This window comes from Actinopolyspora sp. BKK2 (assembly GCF_011291845.1).
GTDB classification, from domain to species: Bacteria; Actinomycetota; Actinomycetes; order Mycobacteriales; family Pseudonocardiaceae; genus Actinopolyspora; species Actinopolyspora saharensis.
Genome location: NZ_JAANTE010000015.1, coordinates 20078 through 38900, shown reverse-complemented (window position 1 = coordinate 38900; position 18823 = coordinate 20078). Strand labels below are relative to the sequence as shown.

Genomic DNA, 18823 nt, shown 5'->3' with positions numbered 1-18823 from the left:
CACAGGATACCATACTTGAGTATGGCTAACTTGGATGGGCTGGTTTCCGCTCCGCAAGCTGCTGAACTGCTGGGTATCAGCGTGAAGACGCTCTACCGCAACTCCTACGTCTATGACGACTTCCCTCGGCCGGTGAAGGTAGGCCGCACTGTGCTGTATGACCCCACCGCGCTACACGCCTGGCGTCACGAACACCCACCCCGACGCAGCACGAAATGACACGCTCTGACACACAAAGACACAGAAACGCCAACAGTTAGATACCCCGTTCGACGGGGGCCACGACGGACGCTGACGACGCAGCCCGCCGAGGCATCCGTCACCGAGCGGTCAGCAGCACCCGCCCCCTGGTCACGGCGCCAGCCGAAACGGCGGGTAGCGGTCGGTGACCAGGATCCAGGCATAGGCGATGACGCGGTTGTGCCAGCGGCCCACCCCCACCAGGAAGTCGAACAGCCCCCGCGGATGGCGACCGGTGAACACGATCGCGAACCACGCGGCCACCACGGCCACCACCGCCGCGATGTCCAGGAAGAACAACACCACGTAGTGCGGAACGGCCAGCAACCACTTCACCAGCGGAAACCACCGGTTGAGCGCGCGGTCCTCGGGAGCGGCGAAATCGAGGCGCACCGCCTGGTGCTCGTCGGTGGAGGGATACCGGTCGTCCAGCAGAGCCAGGTAGACGATCACCCGGTTGGTGAAACGCAGCAGCTCGCGATTCCAGTCGAACCACCAGCGCGGGTACTTGCGCCGGAACAGGAGCATCAGCAGCGGCGGGACGAAGAGCGTCCCACCGGCAGTGGACAGCACCACCTCCGTCGAGCCCCCGTCGAAGTGCATCGCCTGACCACCGACGCTGCTCAGCACGACGAGGATCGGCACGGCCAGAATCAGCCGGAAGACCGTGCCAACGCGGTCGAGCTCCCGATCCGGGTACTCGACCTCGAAGCGAACCGGATGCGGCTGCCGCGCCGAACCCGCCGAACCGGCTTCCGAAGCATTCCCGCTCACTCCGCACCTCCCCGGATCGGAGTTCCCCTCCACCGGCGCGGGCCCGAAGATCCGCACCCCCGACGCCGGGAGGAACACCGCGGGCCCCGCACGGTCCTGCCCCCGCCCTGCCGGAGAAGCCCGGCCCGCTCGCGGCACTCGCGTAACCGCGACGCTACGTCCCCGCCCGCTGCTTCGCAGGATCGCGCCGCCGCGCGGGCCCTCGACGGCGCGGCCCCGCACCGAAGGCGATGCCGGCGGGATCAGCCGAGGTGCACGGGAAGGCTGCGGTAGCGCACCAGCATCGGCACCGCCTCCAGGGCCAGCTGCTCCCGGTCCACGGCGAGAGCGAGACCGGGGTTGCGCCGCAGCAGCGCGTCCAGCGCCACCCGGGCCTCCATCCGGGCGAGATTGGCGCCGAGGCAGAAGTGCTCCCCGTGGCCGAAGCCGAGGTGGTGGTTCGGGCCGCGGGTGATGTCGAACGTCTCGGGCGCGGCGAACACCGCGGGATCGTGGTTGGCCGCGGCCAGCAGCGGCAGCACCAGGGAACCGGCGGGGATGGTCCGACCGTGCCAGGTGACGTCCTCGGCCGCAGTGAGGGCCTCGCTGCTCTGCACGGGGCCGAGGTAGCGCACCGCCTCCTCGACCGCCGAGCCCATCAACGCGGGGTCGGCCCGCAGCAGCGCGAGCTGGTCAGGATGGTCCAGCAGGGCCACCACCGCGTTGGTGATCAGGTTGTACGTGGTCTCGTAGCCCGCGGTGACCAGGGTGAACACCATCGCCGCCAGCTCGTCGTCGGCGAGTCGCTCGCCCTGCTCCTCGGCCTGGATCAACCCGGTGAGCAGGTCATCACCGGGGGCTCTCCTGCGCCGCTCGATCAGCTCGCGCACGAACTCCGCCAGCGCGGCCCCCTCGTCGTGGTCGACCTCCCGCTCGGACTCGCCCATGCCGCTGAGCAACCCCTGAATCCCGCGATGGAACCGCTCGCGGTCGGCCTCGTCGACGCCGACCATCTCGCTGATCACGGTCATCGGAACGGGCAGGGCGAACTCGCTGCGCAGATCGACCACCTCCCGGGACTCGAGCTCGTCGAGCAGCCCGTGGGCCAGCTCGCTCACCCGCCGCCCCAGCCGCTCGATGGCGCGCGGGGTGAACGGCTTGGCCACCAGCCTGCGCAGCCGCCGGTGCTCGTGGGAGTCCTTGTAGATCATCGACTCGCTCAGCAGCCGCAGGTGGTCGGGCATCCCCTCGGCGATGGCCGGGCCTCCCGCCGGGGAGCGCGGAAACCGGTCGTCGGTGAGCAGGCTCTTGCAGTCGGCGTAGCGGGACACGATCCACACGTCCTGATCGACCAGGGCTGAGTCGATCCGGCCCCGATACACCGGAGCGTGGGTCCGCAACCAGGTGCAGTGCGCCTGCGGGGCGGCCACGAACTCCGGGCTGCCGAGCGTGATCGGGTGCCGCACCTCCGGAGCGCAGGCCCCGGACTCGGACACCGCCGGGCCGTCGTCTGCTGCGGGACTGGCCACCATGCCGCTCATCTCCTCGCGGAAGTCACTTACCTTTGGTAAGCGACGGTACGCCTCGTGCCGACCGGAGGTAAAGTGCCGGCATGGTGGAGCGACAGGCGGACACGCGCACGCGCATCCTGGCCACGGCGGAGCAGCTGTTCGTCGAACGCGGCTACCACCCCACGACCCTGCAGGAGATCGCCGACCGGATCGGCATCACCAAACCCGCGCTGTACCACCACTTCACCTCGAAAGCCGAGATCCTCACCCACCTGCTCGACCCGATGACCACCGAACTCGAGCAGGTGCTCGCCGAGGCGGCCCGGCAGGAGGACCTCGGCACGGTGCGCACGAGACTGATGACCGGCTGGGTGGAGATCTTCCTGCGCTACCGCGGAACCCTGCTCGCACTGCTGCGCGAGCTGGCCTCCGTCCCCTCGGAGGCGTTCACCCGCGTGCTGACGGTGATGGACCGCGCCATCGACACCGCGGCGGGCACGAACGCGGGCCCCGCCGAGCGGGTCGTGCTCGCCCAAGCGCTCTCCGCCCTCACCGACCCGATCGCGCTGCTGCCGGACCTGTCGGACGAGGCGCTGCGCGAGCACCTCCTCACCGGCGTGTGGCGCCTGCTCGGCCACCCGCCGGCCTCGGAACCGGCGCACACCCACCGCGCTCGCGCCGGGCGCCCCCGGAGGCTCTCCGCCGCCGACGCCGAACTCGCCCGCGAGCTCCACGCCTCCGGACAGCACTCCGCCGAGGAGATCGCCTCCCGGCTGGGCGTCTCCCGGGCCACGCTCTACCGCCATCTCAGAACCGGACGCAACACAATCTGAGACGAATTGTGAGACAACCGCGGTCGCAGCGAGTCCACGGCCGCGGGTGTCCGGGCCCACCGGCTACCCGAACGTCCCGCTCCCCGGAAGCGCGTGCCCACCACGCAACACCCCGGCGAATACCGTCACAGCCGCCCCGAACGGTGCGGCGCACGAGCACCAGCGTCGGTACGGTGTCGGCATCGCCCCCGATTACGAGGAGTGTGCATGCCGAACATCAGCGAGGGGCTCACCATCCTGGCGGAGCTTCCGTGGCCACTGGTGATGGTGCTGGCCGGGGTGCTGGCCCTGAGCGAGTGCACCCTCGGGCTGGGGTTTCTCGTCCCCGGGGAAACCGCTCTGCTCATCGCAGGCGCGAGCGTGACCGAGACCGACCAGTTCCTGGGCATGGTCGCCATCGTCGCCGGGTGCGCCTGCGCTGGTGACTGCTTCGGCTACTGGCTGGGGCGGCGCTTCGGCACCCGCATGCGGGAAACGCGCATCGTCACCAGACTGGGGCGCGAGCACTGGGACCGCGCCGCGACGATGCTGCGCCGCCACGGCAGCGGGGCGGTGTTCACCGCCCGATTCCTGCCCGTGGTGCGCACCCTGACCCCGGTGGCGGCCGGAACGAGCGGGATGGTGTTCCGCCGCTTCCTGCCCGCCTCGCTGCTCGGATCGAGCGGCTGGGCGCTGCTGCACATCGGCCTCGGCACGGCAGCGGGAACCTCGGCCACCTACCTCGAGGACGTGCTCGGACGGGTGAGCTGGATCCTGTTCGCCGCGGTCGCCCTCGTCGGCGTGGGCGCGGTGCTCTGGCGTCGCTACCGCCGCAGGACCACCGGGCCGAAGCGCGAACGCGACCACGACACCGAGCACTCCGCGACACCGAGCAGCGACCTCACGCAGAACCCGCCGCAACGCTGAGTCACCTGGACACCACGGTCGGTGTCCGGTCGCCCCGCGCACGGACGGGGCCGCGCGCACCCACCACTCGCTGATTCGAGCATTCGGCACAATGGTCACGTGGTACTGGCTCTGTCCCTGCTCGGTGGTCTGCTGCTGATCGCCGCGATCATCGCGGCCAACGGGTACTTCGTCGCCCAGGAATTCGCCTTCATCACCGTCGACCGAGCCCGGCTGGAGTCCCAGGCCGAACGGGGCGACCGGGTCGCCGAGCGGATGCTGCGGGTCACCCGGCGGACCTCGTTCATGCTCTCCGGCGCCCAGCTGGGCATCACCGTGACCGGGTTGCTGGTCGGCTACGTGGCCGAACCCCTGGTCGGCAACGCCGTGGGAACGCTTCTCGGAACCACGGGGGTGTCCACGACGGCAGGCGTGGCGATCGGCACCGTCGGAGTGCTGGTGGCGTCCACCTTCGTGCAGATGCTCTTCGGCGAGCTGTTCCCCAAGAACCTCGCCATCGCCCGGCCCCACCAGCTCGCGCGGTGGTTGTCGGCCTCGACGATGCTGTACCTGCGCCTGGCCGGCTGGTTGATCTGGGTCTTCGACCGGGCCTCGGCCGGGCTGCTGCGACTGCTGCGGATCGAGCCGGTGCACGACGTCGAGCACGCGGCCAGCCCGCGGGACCTGCAGCGGATCGTGGCCGCCTCCCGCCAGGCCGGAGAACTTCCCGCCGAGCTCTCCCTGCTGCTGGACCGGGTGCTGGACTTTCCCGACCGCGACGTCGAGCACGCCCTCGTGCCCCGGTCCCGCGTGGACGTCCTCGACGAGCACGCCACCCTCGCCGAAGTGCGCGAAACCATGAGCCGCGGACACTCGCGATATCCGGTGCTCAACGACGACGGGGAGATCGCAGGCGTGGTGCACCTGGTCGACGTGCTGGACGCGATCGCCGAGGGCACGGCGACCGACGAGCGCCCGGTCACCGAAATCGCCCGGCCCGCCACCGTCATCCCCACGCTGATGCCACTGCCCGAGGCGGTCACCGCGATGGCGGAGTCCCGGGGCAAACTGGCCTGCGCCGTCGACGAGTACGGCGGCTTCGCCGGCATCGTCACGGCCGAGGACCTGGCCGAGGAACTGGTCGGCGAACTCACCGACGAGCACGACGTCGACGAGCAGCCCCACCTGCTCGCCGCGGACACCGACGGACAGCGGTGGTGGGTCCGAGGCGACGCCCCGCTCGACGAGGTCGAGCGCGAGCTCGCCCACGTGCTGCCCCGCGGGGACTACGAAACCGTCTCCGGCCTCGTCATCGCCAACCACGGAACGCTGCCCGCCGAGAACGCGGTGATCGACATCGACCTTCCGGGCGATCCGGTCGAACTCGCCCACCAGGAGCACCCACCGAACCGGGTGCTGCGCGCCACCGTCACCGAGATCGAGCAGCACGTGCCCGCGCTCCTGACGCTGGAGCTGCTCGACGATCCCCCGAACGAGAGCCCGACAACGGCGGGCGAGCAGCCGACCGATCCCGGCCACGAGGAGTCCTGATGCACGACCCCTGGACGGCCACCCTGGCCACCATCGCGATCATCGCGGCCAGCGCGGTCTTCGTCTCGATCGAGTTCGCCACCATCGGCGCGCGCCGGACCCGCCTGGAGGAACAGGCGACCACGAGCCGCGCGGCCCGAGCGGCCCTGCGCAGCTCCTCGGAGGTCTCGGTCCTGCTCGCAGGCTGCCAGCTCGGCATCACCGCCTGCACCCTGGCCCTGGGCGCGATCACCGAACCGGCCGTCGAGCACGCCCTGGCCCCCGTGCTCACCGCGCTCGGCCTGCCGCACTGGCTCAGCAGCGCGACGGCGTTCGTCCTCGCGCTGCTGCTGGCGACCTTCCTGCACCTGGTGGTGGGCGAGATGGCGCCCAAGTCGTGGGCGATCGCCCACCCCGAGCGCTCGGCCGTGCTGCTCGCCTTCCCCATGCGCGGCTTCATGTGGCTGTTCCGCCCCGTGCTGACGCTGCTCAACACCGCCGCGAACAAGCTCGTCGAAGCGGTCGGGGTGCAGCCGGTCGACGAAGTCGCCATCGAGCAGAACCCCGACGAGCTGCGCCAGCTCGTGCGGCACTCCGCCGAGAGCGGCGACCTCGACTCCTGGTCCTCCGACCAGCTCGCCGGCGCCCTCGAACTGACCCGGCTGCGGGTCGGGGACCTCACCGGCGAGGAACCGGTCGCCTCCGTACCGAGCACGGCCACCGCGGCCGACGTGCAGGCCGCCAGCCGCCGGTCCGGACATCTGCGGATCCTCGTGGGCAGCCCCGCGGCACCGAGCGGTCTGGTGCACGTCCGCGACACCCTCACCAGCACCCCCGACCAGCCCCTCCACGGACTCGTGCGGGACTGCTCCGAACTGGACCCGGACACCACCGTCCTCGACGCCCTGTCCCGGATGCGCCGGACCAGCACCCAGCTGGCCCTCGTCCGCACGTCCGAGCGCACGCTCGGCGTGGTCACCATCTCGGACGTGCTGCAGGGGCTCTTCCCGCCGCGGACGGAACCCGGCCCCGGCCGGGCGTGACTCCGGACGGGACTAGGGTCGGAAGAGCCCTACCCCCGCGCGAAGCCCGGTCAGGTCGCGGCGCGATCGATCGTGTCCCGCTCGAGGGTCCAGGCCCGGCACTGCTCGCTGAGCGACAGCCCGAGGCCGGGCCGCTCGGGCACGAGCATCCGGCCCGCCCGGCACTCCAGGCGTTCGACGAAGAGCGGTTCGAGCCAGTCGAAGTGCTCGACCCACGTGGTGCCGGGGTAGGCCGCCGCCAGGTGCAGGTGGATCTCCATGGCGAAGTGCGGCGCCATGGCCAGGTGGTGCTCCTCGGCCAGCGCCGCGATGCGCGCGAACGGGGTGATCCCACCGACGCGGGCGGCGTCCGGCTGGATGACGTCGCAGGCACCGCTTCGGAGCAGCTCCCGGTGCTCCCCGACGCTGGTGAGCATCTCACCGGTGGCCACCGGGGTGTCCAGCTTGCTCGCCAGAGCCGCGTGCCCGGCCGTGTCGTAGGCGTCGACGGGCTCCTCGATCCAGGTGAGGTCGAAGCGCTCCAGCGTCCTGCCGACCCGCCGGGCGGTGGCCCGGTCCCACTGCTGGTTGGCATCGACCATCAGCGGGACGGAGTCGCCGAGGTGCTCGCGGACGGCCTCCACGCGCCGGATGTCCGTGGCGGTGTCGGGATGCCCCACTTTGATCTTGATGCCGCCGATGCCCCGGTGCAGCGCCTCGGTGCTGTTGTCCAGGATCTGCTCGACGGGCGCGGACAGGAAACCGCCCGAGGTGTTGTAGCAGGCCACCGCATCGCGGTGCGCGCCGAGCAGCTTGGCCAGGGGCAGCTCGGCGCGCCGCGCCTTCAGGTCCCACAGCGCGATGTCGAAGGCGGCCACGGCCTGGGTGGCCAGCCCGCTGCGCCCCACCGAGGCGCCCGCCCAGACGAGCCTGCGCCAGAGGCGATCGATGTCGTTGGGGTCCTCACCGATCAGCTCCGGCGCGATCTCGCGGGCGTGGGCGTAGAGCCCGTCCCCGCCTGCGCGTTTGGAGTAGGCGAACCCGAGTCCGCACCGACCGCCCTCGGTGCTGATCTCGGCGACGAGGAAGGCCACCTCGGTCAGTGGTTTCTGCCTGCCGGTGAGGACCTTGGCGTCGCTGATCGGTGCCTGCAGCGGCAAGCGGACGCGGGACAGCTCGACCCGGCTGATGCGGTCGACGGCAGCGGAGGCCGCCGCGGTGGCGTGCTCACGGGGACTGCTGGTGCTCATGTGCTCTTCCTTCTCGAACGAGCGCGGCCGGTGCGCACGTGCGCAGCCGGCGCGGGGATCGCGGACGAGGCGGCCACCCGGCCGGGGACGGTCGAGCGGCAACCGGGGCGGGTCTCGGTGTCGGGGTCACCACCGCGGAGCGGGCGGCATCGTCCACTCCGGATCGGCGGCTCGCATCGCCGCGACGTCATCACGGCCCCGCACGTCGCTGTCGAGCCAGCGCCGGTGCAGCCGGTCCAGGGCCTCGCGGTCGAGCTCGACGCCCAGCCCCGGCTCGTCCGACACCGCCACGGCCCCCTCCACAAAGCGGTGCGGCCGGGTGACGACGTCCTCGCCCTGCCACGGGCGATGGGTGTCGCAGGCGTGCAACCGCCCCCGGACGCAGGCGGCGGCCTGCGTCATCGCCGCCAGGCTGATGCCCAGGTGCGTGTTGGAGTGCATCGACAGTCCGACCCCGTGGGTTCGGCAGATCGCGGCCAGCTGCTGGGTCGCCACCAGCCCGCCCCAGAAGTGGTGGTCGCAGAGCAGGATCTGCACCGCCTCGGCGGCGAAGGCCCCGGGAACGTCCTCCGGGGTGGTCACGCACATGTTGGTGGCCAGCGGCACCCCGGTGCGGCGGTGCACCTGGGCCATGTCCGACACGCCCAGGCAGGGGTCTTCGAGGTATTCCACCACCCCGCGCAGCTCGTCGGCGACCCGCGCGCTCGTCTCGACCGACCAGATCCCGTTGGGATCGAGCCGGACCGGCCGCTCGGGGAAGGCCTCCCGCAGCGCCTCCACGGCGGCGACCTCCTCCTCCGGCGGGAACACCCCTCCCTTGAGCTTCAACGAGCGGAACCCGTACTCGTCGACCATGCGCTCGGCCTGGCCAACCACACCGGCCGGGTCCAGGGCCTCCGGCCAGTCGTCACGCGGGGTGCCCGGGGTGGGGTGCTCGTCCCAGCGGTAGAACAGGTAGGCCGCGTAGTCCACGCGGTCGCGGACCTTGCCGCCCAGCAGCGCGTGCACCGGCAACCCGACGGTCCGGCCGAGCGCGTCGAGCAGGGCCACCTCGAACGCCGACACCGCGATCCCGTGCAGCCTGCTCAGGTTCGCCCGGCCGAACAACCACCCGGCCGACTGCTCGTCCACCAGGCGCGGATCCACCGCGTCCGGCCGCAGCACCTCGGCGGCCAGCTCCCACAGCCGGTTGGGCGCGGTGACCGAATGCCCCGGCAGGTGCTCGGCCAGCAGCCGCAGCGCGTCCAGGTACTCCTGGTCCCCGTAGCTCTCACCGAGCCCGACCACTCCCCCTTCCGTGCGGATCTCGATGATGCAGCGAGTGGCGTACGGCTGGTGCACTCCGTGCCGGTTCAGCAAGGGGGCGTCCTCCATCAGGATCGGAGTGACCCGCACCTCGGAAACCAGCATCGATCGTTCGTCCATCGGACATTCCCTCCACTTCCGGGGCTTCACTTCCGAAACGTGTGACCACCCGCACCGGCCCACCGCCGTGCTCGTGGACCGGGCGGACTCAGGTTCAGCTCACCGCGTCGGCAGGGGTGCTTGGCCGGTCGTCGGCATCGAGCGGACGCACCTTGATCACGAGCCCGTACACGGCCGCGCCGATCAGGCACAACACCCCCATGGCCAGCAGCGGAGCCACGAACGAGCCGGTCAGCGTCACCAGAAAGCCGATGACGACCGGGCTCAACAGCCCCCCGATCTGGGAGCCGGTGTTCTGGATCGCGAAGATGCTCGACACGTTGCCGCCGCCGGGGGCCACGTCGATGGGCAGGCTGAAGATCGCCGCCGAGGCGAAGGAGGAACTGGCGAAGGAGACGCTCAGCAGCGTCAGCGCCACGGCCGCGTTCGGGGCGAAGACCGCGAAGGCCACGGTCCCGGAGCCGAGGGTGCCCACCACGATCGGGATCTTGCGCGCCAGGTTCACCGACACGCCGCGGCGCACGAGGAGGTCGGAGAACCAGCCGCCCGCGAAGTTCCCGAAGATGGCCACCACACCGGGGATCGCCCCGTACTTGGCCAGATCCATCGCGGAGAACCCCTGGGACTGGACGAGATAGGTCGGATACCACGTGATGAAGAAGTAGTTCAGGAAGTTGCGACACACGTAGCCGGAGAACAGTCCCCACAGGGTCCTGTAGCGGAACAGGCGCAGCCACGGGATGGAGGTGTCCCGTTCGGCCGGTTCACCGGCGCGATCGGCACCGTCGACACCGTCGGCGCGGTCGGCGCGGTCGGCGCTGTCGTCGTCCTCGGCGATGTAGTCGGCCTCCGCCGAGGAGGTCCAGCGCTGCTTGCGCGGGGTCTGGTAGATCCACAACCACACCCCGGCCCAGAGCAGGCCCAGCGCGCCCGTGGCCAGGAACACGCCGTGCCAGTTGAAGGCGACCAGCAGCAGGGAGGCGAGCGGAACCGCTATCGCGGCCCCGGCCTCGCTACCAGCACCGTAGAGGCCGGAGGCCAGCGCGCGCTCCTTCCTGGGGAACCACTCCGAGACGACCTTGGCGCTGCTGGGCATCACGGGCGCCTCGCCGATGCCCAGCAGCAGACGCAGCCCGAACAGCGAGACCGTACCGCGCGCCAGCGCCACGGCCGCGGTGCACAACGACCACCACACCACAGCCGAGGCGTAGACCACGCGCGGTCCGAGCTTGTCCGTCAGCCACCCCGCCGGCAGCTGGAAGGCCGCGTAGGTCCAGGTCCAGGCTCCCAGGACGACGCCCTGCATCGCCGGACTGATGCCGAACTCCTCGCTGATCGTGGGCATGGCCACGGACAGGTTCGCCCGGTCCACGAAAGCGATGATCAACCCCGTGCCGAGCAGCCCGGCGATCAACCACCGCACGTTGGTGCGCCGCGGAGCCCTGCCGGTTCTGCCGGCTGCCCTCTCGGTGACGTGCTCGACCATGAAGCCCTCCTCGGATGCCTGCCCGGCAACGGAAAAGTCCGGAACGAAACAAAAGCCACGCCGTGCTCGCCACCGACGAAGAACCGATTCGCGAGCGCGCGGACACCGCCCGCACCGGAAAGGACGGGTGACGAAGAATTGTCGGTCAACGCGTCGCTCGTCGAGCACGGAAGAACGCGAAAATCAACCACGGACGAAGTGCTCGGCCACGACGCGGAAAATGGCGAAAACAGTGGTGTTCCTCGGCCGGAAAACGGTCACGAGAACGGGGCGCGCTCGATGTGCGGCATGGTGCTCACCGGAGTCCTCCCTCCCGCTGGTCACTGTGGTCGGGATCACCGCGTCCCGGTTGCCAGAGACCATAAGCACGCCGATCGATGCGCGTCTAACACCAATGTGGCATCACGCGAAACAAGAACGGCATCGCCGTGCGCTGTGTGCTCCCGCGGAGATGACGTGAAGGGAGGCCTCGGATGGTGGCCCGCGACGGCTCACCTGCTGCCCGAGCAGGCGGGTCGTCCACCGGGCTGACGGTGCCGGACCTCCGACGTCAGTGGCGAGTCGGGTCGCGCGAACTCCACAATGGAACCAGCAACGCACCACCACGTGCCGGAGCACCGTCAACGCCCTACGAAGCTCGGCGACCATCGCCTCAGAGCTGTCATACTGCAGCAGGGAAAACCAGCTACCAGGCCAGTTCACGGGACCGGCGCCTGACCGGACACCCCACTGGAGGCGCCACCGAACCGCTCGCCGGTGCGCCCCGGCCGCTCCCGGGGTCGGGAAGTCAGTTCGCGGCCTCGGGAGCATCCGGGAGCACCGCGGGCAGCCCCGCCATCACGGCGCGGAACTCACCGGCGAGCGAGCGCCCGGCCAGGGGGGCAGAACGCCACCTGCGCTGTGCTTCGGCCGAGACGGCACCGAACACCCTCACGGCCAGATGAATCTCGGAATCCCGTTCCGGGCCGTACGCAGGATGTCGCTCGACCAGAGCGGCCAGCCGGTCCAGCATGTCGGCGCTGTGCAGCAACGCACGGGCGCGCACCGACTCGACCCGGTCGATCTGCTCGCTCGTCGTGCGAATGGCGTCCTCACCGACCCGCTCGGACAACTCCTCGAGCACCTCGGTCATGGCGTCGGCGAACGTAACGAGCAGCGGCCTCTCGCCGAGGCGGTCGCCCACCCGCTCGAGGAACGCGTGATTACCCTCGATCACCAACCCGAGCAGCACGTCCTCCTTGCTCGGGAAGTAGCGGTAGATGGTCCGGTAGGACATCCCGACCCGTTCGGCGATGTCGGCCACGGCGACTTCCGGGAAGCCGTACTCGTCGAACAGCTCGAGCGCGGCGTGGATCATCCGCAGTCGACGCTCGTCCTTCTGCCGTTGCCGCAACGAGCCGCTCATGCCGTGCGCCTCGTGAGCCGACCCGCGTGGAACAGGTGGGTGGCGGGTCTGCCGGGGCCACCACCGGAGAAAGCGAGAACCTCGTGCGCCCCGAAGAGCCGGCCGGTGGAAATCAGACGGTCGTCGTCCAACCGGACGAGCTCAGTCACCCTCGGCTCGGGTTGCAACTGCCGGGCCTCCGCGGTGAGCGCCTCCGAACGGGCCACGGCCGAACCGTCCGGCCGCACGGTCACTTCCAGGGACATGGTCGAGGAGTCGAACCGGCCCGCGAAACGCTCGGGGTCAACCTCGCCGGGGCGCTCCGGGGGCGTGGGCAGCGGGGACGGCCGCAGTCCGACGAGCCGGTCGACAACCCGCGCGACGAGCTCGTGGTGGAAGGCGGCGTTCTCCCCGCCGTTGGCGTGCGAGGCGAGCGCGATACCGGTCTCGGGAAGTACGCGCAGACAACAGCTCTGCCCGTAGGTGCCGCCGTCGTGCCCGAGGACCCGGTGCCCGTTCCAGTCGAGGACCATCCAGCCGAGCCCGAGGTGGCCACCGAGCATGCCGATGTCCGGCACGGGGACGCGTGGGCGCCACATCCGTTCGACGGTCGCCGCGTCGAGCAGTTTCCCGCCCCCGTCGAGATACGCTCCGGCGAAGGCCAGCAGCTCACGGGGAGCCATCGCCAGCACGGTGCCCGCAGGAGCGAGCGAGGCGGGCAGGTTCCAGAACGAGGCCGGTTCCGGAGTTCCGCCCCGGCCGGGCACGTGCCCCACGGCCGTCCGGTGCAGCAGCGCCTCCTCCGGTGTGGGCGCCCAGTGCCGCAGACCGAGTGGCGTGCCGATGTGCTCGCGCAGCAGTCGCGGGAAGGACTTGGCGCGCACCACCTCGACGATCCTGCCGAGCACGGCGAAGCCGGAGTTGGAGTAGGACATGCCCTCTCCGGACGGCACGTCCCGCGACAGCGTGGGAACGACGTCGTCGACGTAGCGACCCACCGCGTCCTCGTCGCGCGTGGTAGGCACGAAGGCGTCGCCGCAGATGCCCGAGGTGTGGGTGAGCAGCTGTCGGACGGTGATGTCCGCACCCGCCCGCTCCTCGGCGAGTCGGAAGTCGGGCAGGTAACGCGTGACCGCGGCGTCGAGCTCGACCAGACCTTCCTCGACCAGCTGCATCACCAGTGTGCTCGTCCACAGCTTGGTCACCGAGCCGATCTGGAACAGCGAGTCCGTGGTGGTCGGAACACCGGTGCGTAGATTGAGCTCACCCGTCGCCGCTTCGACGACCTGGTCGTCGGCGAGCACTCCGACGGCCGCGCCGGGTACGCCGTACCGCCGTGCGAGCTCGGGCAGGTTCTCGTTCAACCAGGTCCGCAGACCCAGCAGCTCCGTCATGGCCGCTCCTTCCGCTGTGCGACATTTTTTGTCATTTGTTGACCAATGTCAATCAGTGACATTATTGGCGGACGAGCTCACCCACCGCACCGGGGCGCGACCGGTCGAAGCTTGCGACGAGCGACCCCGACTCGAACGAGGAACTCCGAGGCGATCACCTCGCCGGTGTGGCCCCGGACCGCCGCGTCGACCGGCCCCGACGAGCACGGCCAGGAGATCGAGAGCGGGCGTGATCTCGGCCTGTCGGCATTCACTGTCGACCAGCACGGCCGCGTGATCGACCCCCGGCTCCTGCGCCGCGCCGAGCGCACGCTCAAGCGGGCACAGCGCGCGGTGTCTCGGAAACAGCGTGGATCGATCAACTGAGCCAAGGCACGCCGCAGGCTCGCCCGGCAGCACGCGAAAGTCGCCGACACCCGAGCCGACTGGCTGCACAAGGAAACCACCAGGCTCGTTCGTGAGAACCAAGCGATCATCCTGGAGGACTTGGCGGTGTCCGGCCTGGCTCGCACCCGGCTGGCCAAGAGTGTGCACGACGCCTCGTGGGGAACCTTCCGGCGGCTATTGACAGAGAAAGCCGCCCGGTACGGGCGTGAGCTGGTGGTCCACGACCGCGACCGCAATGCAGCCCGCACCATCCTCGCCGCCGGGCTGACACCACCGACTCTCCGGCTCCGGTGGCGGGTTGAGTCACGCGGGACGACCGAGCACCCGCGCGATGCCGTGCTGGAACTCCCCCGGCGTGATCATGGCGTGCTCCTGCCCGGCCGCGGCCTCCCGGACCGGACCCAGCGCCTCGGACACGGCACGTTTGGCCGCGCGCAGCGCCGCCGGGGGCTGGGCGGTGCTCCGGTCCAGCGTTCGAGCGGTGAACTCGGCCAGCTCCCCCTCGGGCAGGTGGTGCTCGGCCAGCCCGCACGCCACCGCCCGCGGCGCGTCGAGCAGAACTCCGGTGTAGAGCAGGTACCGGGTCGTCGACGCCCCCGCCACGGCCAGCATGCGAGCCGCGAACGCGGGGCTGGGATTGATGCCCAACCGCACGATCGGCATCCCCATGCGGGCCGAATCGGCGAGGAAACGCAGGTCGCAGGCCAGGGCGAGTTGACATCCCGCACCGGCGGCGGTGCCGCGGATCTCGGCGATCACCGGCAGCGCGCACTCCTCGACCGCGCGGAAGGCGGCCTCCATGCGGGCGAAGGCGTCTTCGACGGCCGCGGAGTCGGCATCGACCCATTCGCTCATGTCCGAGCCCGCGCAGAACGTCTCCCCGCGCCCCCGGATGAGGATCGCCCTGGTCGACCCCCCGCGGTCACCATCGCGCACGGCCGCGGCCAGCGCGTCCCAATCCCGGCTCGTCAGGGCGTTGCGCTTGCTTCCGGTGCCGATCGTGAGCTCGCGGACGGGCCCGGTGTCCCGCACGGTCACCCCCGGAGCACCGGGGACGGACAACTCGGTGCTCATCACTGCACCTCGTTCCGTGCCGCCGCGGAGAGGCGCTCGGCGTCGAGACCGAGACCGGCCAGGATCTCGGCGTTGTGCTGACCGTGCTGGGGTGGGGCGGAGCGCACCGAGGTGGGACTGCTCGACAACGCGATCGGCGAAGAGAGCGTGCGCACGGTTCCGGCGCTGGGGTGCTCGGTGGTGCTGATCATGCCGCGAGCGGCGACCTGGGGATGGTCCAGGGCCTGCTCGACGGTGTTGATCGGCCCCGCGGGCACGGCCGCCTCCGCCAGGATCGTGGCCCACTCCCGCGCGGAGCGCCGCGCCAAGGCGTCCTCGACCAACGTCACCAGCGTCTCCCGGTTGCGGACGCGATCGGGATTGGTGGCGAACCGGGGATCCGTGCCCAACTCGCCGAGACCGATGGCCTCGGCGAAGGCGCGCCAGAGCCCGTCGTTGCCCGCCGCGACCATGATCTCGCCCTCGGCGGTGGGAAAGGCCTGGTACGGAACGATCGTGGGGTGGGCCGAGCCGTGACGGTCCGGCACGGTTCCGGTCGCGAAGTAGCCTCCCGCCACGTAGGTCAACCAGGAGATCTGCCCGTCCAGCAGGGAGACATCCACCCACTGGCCGGCGCCGGTGCGCTCGCGCTCACGCAGCGCGGCGAGTATCCCGATGGTGGCCCACATGCCCGCCGCCAGGTCGGCGCTGGAGACCCCGACGCGCGCCGGGGGGCCGTGCTGCTGACCGGTCACGCTCATCATGCCGGACACGGCCTGGGCGATGGCGTCGTAACCGGGTTCCTGGCTGTACGGGCCGGTCTGGCCGTAGCCGCTGATCGAGGCGTAGACGATGCCGGGATTGTCGGCCGCGACCTGCTCGTAGCCCAGCCCCAGCCGCGCTGCGGTGCCGGGGCGGAAGTTCTCCACGATCACGTCGGCGCTCCGCGCCAACCGCTGCACGACCGCGTTGCCCTCCTCGGACTTGAGGTCCACGGCGAGACCGCGCTTGTTGCGGTTGACGCTCAGGAAGTAGGAGGCGGTGTCGCCGAGATAGGGCGGCCCCCACGAGCGCGTGTCGTCGCCGGTGTGCTCGTTTTCGACCTTGATCACATCCGCGCCGAGGTCGGCCAGGGTCATCGTGGCGAAGGGACCGGACAGGATCCGCGAGAGATCGAGGACGCGCAGCCCCCGCAACGCCCCGTCGTGCTCGAGCCACGGAGAGCTCTGCTGTGCGTCGGACATGCCCCACCTCCGAGTGACACGTCGAAAAAATTGGTCGAGTGGCTCATCCACTTACCGTCTCAGCCGAGGATGCTACCCTGGGTGCACCCTGTCAAGGAGGTCCGGTGTCCGTCTCCCTGCACCAAGTCCCCCGAGCGCGCCTGTACGAGCAAATCTTGGCCCAGCTCCGCGAGTACGTCGCCGAAGCCGGCCTGACCACCGGTGACCGACTTCCCTCCGAGCGCTACCTGGCCGAGCAGCTCGGGGTGAGCCGCGCCTCGATCAAGCAGGCGATCGTGGTGCTCGAAGTGCAGGGGCTGGTCGAGATCCGCCACGGCGGCGGCACGTTCCTGCGCCAGGACAGCCTGACCATGGAGCCGATCTCGACCCTCGTGGAACGCAGGCGTCGACTGCCGGACGTCCTCGACGCCCGCGAAGCCCTGGAGACCAAGGCGGCCGAACTGGCCGCGCTGCGCCGGACCGCTGACGACCTGACCGCCCTCGAGGCGGCGCTGGAGACGATGCGCACCGACGTCGCCGAGGGCGGGCTCGGCGAGGACGGGGACCGCCGGTTTCACGCCGCGGTGACCACGGCCGCCCACAGCGAGCTGATCGCCGAGTTCATGCACGAGATCTCCGAGCAGGTCGCCGAGAGCCGCCACGAGTCCCTGCAACAGCCCGATCGCCCCGCCCGCTCGCTGGCCCAGCACGAGCGCATCGCCGCGGCCGTCCGGGAGCAGGACTCCCAGAGCGCGGTGACCGCCATGCGCGAGCACATCGCCACGGTCAGCCGCGTGCGGCTGCTGAGCTGGAACCCCGAGCAGCAGTGACCGCGCGAGCTCCCGTCCCGCTCATCCGAGCCCGGGCAGCACGACGAAGAGCAACCAGCTCAGCACCGGCGCCGCGACCACGACGACACCGCCGTACACGAGCAACTTGCGGAACAGCGCGTCCCGGTCGAAACCGCTGGCGTTGGCCAGCACGATCGCACCGTTGGTCGAGAACGGGCTCACATCGACCACGGTGGAGGCCACGGCCAACGCGGTGATCATGCCGACGGCTCCGATCTGGCCCTGCTGCAGGAACGGCACCGCCAGCGGGATGAGCGCACCCATGATGCCGACCGAGGACGCGAAGGCCGACACGACACCACCGACGTAGCACAGCAGCAACGCGACCACCAGCGGAATACCGACACCGGCCACGGCGGCGCCGGCGTAGTCGATCGTGCCCATCTCCTTGAGAACACCGACGTAGGTCAGCACCCCGCTGATCAGCAGCACGGTCGGCCACGCCACCTCGGAGGGCGCGTTGCGCGCGCTTCCCGGGGAGACCACGCTCAGCACCACCGCGACGGTCACCGCGGCCAAGCCCACGTTGACCTCGAACCCCAGCGTGGCCACCACCAGGGCGACCAGCCCGAGCAGGGTCGCCACGCGCTCCCCGGTCAACCGTTGCGACGTCTCGCCCCCGAGCGCAGGCTCGTCCACTCCGGGGTGCGTGCTCGACAGCTCGACACCACCGGTCGAGGAAGGCGTACTCGACTGCCGCGCTCCCGCCGCGACACCGGACAGGGCCGGTTCGGCCGCGCTCGTGGTCACCGCCGCCGAGCCGGACCGCGCCAGGCGGAGCCCACCGAAGAGCACGAACACGACCCCCGCGATCAGGACGTTGACCGCCAGCGCTCCCAGGAACAGCACGATCGGGCTCGCCGGCAACCCCGCGCGGGCCACCACCCCGTTGACGATCGTGCCGTAGATGCTGATCGGCGAGAAGCTGCCCGCCTGGGTGCCGTGCACCACCATCGCCCCCATCAGCAGGGGGTTGATCCGATACCGGGCGGCCATGCTCATCGCGATCGGAGCGACGATCGCGCAAGCAGCCGGGCTCACGGCTCCGACCGCGGTCAGCACGGCCCCGATGGTGAACATGATCCACGGGATCAACGCGATGCGCCCGCCGACCAGGCGCAGCGCGCCCCGCACGATCCAGTCGATCGTCCCGTTGGCGCGGGCGATGGCGAACAGGTAGGTCACCCCCACCAGCACCACGAACAAGTCACCGGGAAACCCGGCGAAGATCTGATCCGTGGACAGCCCAGCGACCGCGGTTCCCACCAGGAACGCCATCGCCAACATCAACATTCCCATGTTGACCGACAACGTCGTGGTCACCACGAACGCCACGACCAGGGCAAGGATGGATATCAACTCCGGTGACACCGTGCCTCCTTGCGCGCCACCAGGGCGCCCCCGAGGGTGTGCTGCATCGCACTGGCTTACTGGATGAGCCACCATGGATCTCGCGCGGATGGAATGTCAAGAATTCTTCGAAACCCGCCTCCTCCACCGCGGAACGGAGCGGACGAATCGGACAACGCCAAGACGTTGAACGCGCCGGCCTGAACACATTCCACAACGGATTCCCCGACGTCGCCCGTGCCCGCG

Annotated in this window: 16 protein-coding genes and 1 pseudogene; 7 read left to right on the top strand and 10 right to left on the bottom strand. The window is 70.4% G+C overall.

What is annotated here, in order from left to right; translation table 11 throughout:
- Positions 1–21 precede the first annotated feature (21 nt).
- A complete protein-coding gene (locus G9Q41_RS21155; protein WP_207631681.1) occupies positions 22–219 on the top strand; it encodes a helix-turn-helix domain-containing protein in 198 nt (65 codons plus the stop codon).
- A 132-nt stretch (positions 220–351) separates the two neighbouring features.
- On the opposite strand, the gene G9Q41_RS22825 is transcribed toward G9Q41_RS21155, so the two are convergent.
- Both G9Q41_RS22825 and G9Q41_RS21145 read right to left on the bottom strand, forming a co-directional pair.
- Complete coding sequence (locus G9Q41_RS22825; RefSeq protein ID WP_165633994.1) at positions 352–1014, bottom strand: DUF4389 domain-containing protein; 663 nt, start codon at positions 1012–1014, stop codon at positions 352–354.
- Positions 1015–1256: 242 nt separating this feature from the next.
- Positions 1257–2525: a cytochrome P450 gene (locus tag G9Q41_RS21145; RefSeq protein WP_165633993.1), complete on the bottom strand. Its 1269-nt coding sequence runs from the start codon at positions 2523–2525 to the stop codon at positions 1257–1259.
- An 80-nt stretch (positions 2526–2605) separates the two neighbouring features.
- Here G9Q41_RS21145 and G9Q41_RS21140 point away from each other — a divergent pair, with 80 nt between their 5' ends.
- From G9Q41_RS21140 to G9Q41_RS21125, 4 genes are all read left to right on the top strand, one after another.
- Positions 2606–3337 (top strand): TetR family transcriptional regulator, encoded by a 732-nt coding sequence (locus G9Q41_RS21140; protein WP_092520925.1) that lies wholly within the window; start codon positions 2606–2608, stop codon positions 3335–3337.
- 207 nt (positions 3338–3544) lie between these two features.
- Complete coding sequence (locus tag G9Q41_RS21135) at positions 3545–4243, top strand: DedA family protein (protein WP_092520924.1); 699 nt, start codon at positions 3545–3547, stop codon at positions 4241–4243.
- A 99-nt stretch (positions 4244–4342) separates the two neighbouring features.
- Positions 4343–5773: a hemolysin family protein gene (locus tag G9Q41_RS21130; RefSeq protein WP_165633992.1), complete on the top strand. Its 1431-nt coding sequence runs from the start codon at positions 4343–4345 to the stop codon at positions 5771–5773.
- Positions 5773–6795, top strand: coding sequence for a CNNM domain-containing protein (locus G9Q41_RS21125; RefSeq protein ID WP_165633991.1), 1023 nt, complete (start codon positions 5773–5775; stop codon positions 6793–6795). The genes G9Q41_RS21130 and G9Q41_RS21125 overlap by 1 nt, the downstream gene beginning before the upstream one ends.
- 50 nt (positions 6796–6845) lie before the next feature.
- Here G9Q41_RS21125 and G9Q41_RS21120 read toward each other — a convergent pair whose 3' ends face one another.
- From G9Q41_RS21120 to G9Q41_RS21100, 5 genes are all read right to left on the bottom strand, one after another.
- Positions 6846–8024, bottom strand: coding sequence for a mandelate racemase/muconate lactonizing enzyme family protein (locus tag G9Q41_RS21120; RefSeq protein WP_092520922.1), 1179 nt, complete (start codon positions 8022–8024; stop codon positions 6846–6848).
- 126 nt (positions 8025–8150) lie between these two features.
- Positions 8151–9449, bottom strand: coding sequence for an enolase C-terminal domain-like protein (locus G9Q41_RS21115; protein WP_165633990.1), 1299 nt, complete (start codon positions 9447–9449; stop codon positions 8151–8153).
- A gap of 94 nt (positions 9450–9543) precedes the next feature.
- A complete protein-coding gene (locus G9Q41_RS21110; protein ID WP_165633989.1) occupies positions 9544–10935 on the bottom strand; it encodes an MFS transporter in 1392 nt (463 codons plus the stop codon).
- A 787-nt stretch (positions 10936–11722) separates the two neighbouring features.
- Positions 11723–12340 (bottom strand): TetR/AcrR family transcriptional regulator, encoded by a 618-nt coding sequence (locus tag G9Q41_RS21105; RefSeq protein ID WP_165633988.1) that lies wholly within the window; start codon positions 12338–12340, stop codon positions 11723–11725.
- Positions 12337–13713 carry a serine hydrolase domain-containing protein gene (locus tag G9Q41_RS21100; RefSeq protein ID WP_165633987.1) on the bottom strand — a complete coding sequence of 459 codons (1377 nt, stop codon included), beginning with the start codon at positions 13711–13713 and terminating at the stop codon, positions 12337–12339. Before G9Q41_RS21100 ends, G9Q41_RS21105 begins: the two co-directional genes overlap by 4 nt.
- Before the next feature lie 213 nt (positions 13714–13926).
- Here G9Q41_RS21100 and G9Q41_RS22820 point away from each other — a divergent pair.
- Positions 13927–14364, top strand: a pseudogene (locus tag G9Q41_RS22820) (transposase); the annotation flags it as partial.
- 39 nt (positions 14365–14403) lie between these two features.
- Here the strand turns inward: G9Q41_RS22820 and G9Q41_RS21090 are convergent.
- A complete protein-coding gene (locus tag G9Q41_RS21090; RefSeq protein WP_165633986.1) occupies positions 14404–15174 on the bottom strand; it encodes an enoyl-CoA hydratase/isomerase family protein in 771 nt (256 codons plus the stop codon).
- Positions 15174–16397, bottom strand: a complete 1224-nt coding sequence (locus G9Q41_RS21085) for a CoA transferase (protein ID WP_165633985.1) — start codon at positions 16395–16397, stop codon at positions 15174–15176. The genes G9Q41_RS21090 and G9Q41_RS21085 overlap by 1 nt, the downstream gene beginning before the upstream one ends.
- A 104-nt stretch (positions 16398–16501) precedes the next feature.
- Here G9Q41_RS21085 and G9Q41_RS21080 point away from each other — a divergent pair, with 104 nt between their 5' ends.
- The gene (locus G9Q41_RS21080) at positions 16502–17206 is read left to right on the top strand and encodes a FadR/GntR family transcriptional regulator (RefSeq protein ID WP_092520913.1); all 705 of its coding nucleotides are present in this window, start codon (positions 16502–16504) and stop codon (positions 17204–17206) included.
- 21 nt (positions 17207–17227) lie between these two features.
- Here the strand turns inward: G9Q41_RS21080 and G9Q41_RS21075 are convergent, their stop codons facing one another.
- Entirely contained in the window at positions 17228–18598 is a 1371-nt protein-coding gene (locus G9Q41_RS21075) for an SLC13 family permease (protein ID WP_165633984.1), read from the bottom strand.
- Positions 18599–18823: the final 225 nt, after the last annotated feature.

Coding starts and splice junctions, on each gene's coding strand:
- G9Q41_RS21155 (WP_207631681.1), top strand. CDS start 22: ATGGCTAACTTGGATGGGCTGGTTTCCGCTCCGCAAGCTGCTGAACTG.
- G9Q41_RS21145 (WP_165633993.1), bottom strand. CDS start 2,525: ATGGTGGCCAGTCCCGCAGCAGACGACGGCCCGGCGGTGTCCGAGTCC.
- G9Q41_RS21140 (WP_092520925.1), top strand. CDS start 2,606: ATGGTGGAGCGACAGGCGGACACGCGCACGCGCATCCTGGCCACGGCG.
- G9Q41_RS21135 (WP_092520924.1), top strand. CDS start 3,545: ATGCCGAACATCAGCGAGGGGCTCACCATCCTGGCGGAGCTTCCGTGG.
- G9Q41_RS21125 (WP_165633991.1), top strand. CDS start 5,773: ATGCACGACCCCTGGACGGCCACCCTGGCCACCATCGCGATCATCGCG.
- G9Q41_RS21120 (WP_092520922.1), bottom strand. CDS start 8,024: ATGAGCACCAGCAGTCCCCGTGAGCACGCCACCGCGGCGGCCTCCGCT.
- G9Q41_RS21115 (WP_165633990.1), bottom strand. CDS start 9,449: ATGGACGAACGATCGATGCTGGTTTCCGAGGTGCGGGTCACTCCGATC.
- G9Q41_RS21110 (WP_165633989.1), bottom strand. CDS start 10,935: ATGGTCGAGCACGTCACCGAGAGGGCAGCCGGCAGAACCGGCAGGGCT.
- G9Q41_RS21105 (WP_165633988.1), bottom strand. CDS start 12,340: ATGAGCGGCTCGTTGCGGCAACGGCAGAAGGACGAGCGTCGACTGCGG.
- G9Q41_RS21100 (WP_165633987.1), bottom strand. CDS start 13,713: ATGACGGAGCTGCTGGGTCTGCGGACCTGGTTGAACGAGAACCTGCCC.
- G9Q41_RS21090 (WP_165633986.1), bottom strand. CDS start 15,174: ATGAGCACCGAGTTGTCCGTCCCCGGTGCTCCGGGGGTGACCGTGCGG.
- G9Q41_RS21085 (WP_165633985.1), bottom strand. CDS start 16,397: ATGTCCGACGCACAGCAGAGCTCTCCGTGGCTCGAGCACGACGGGGCG.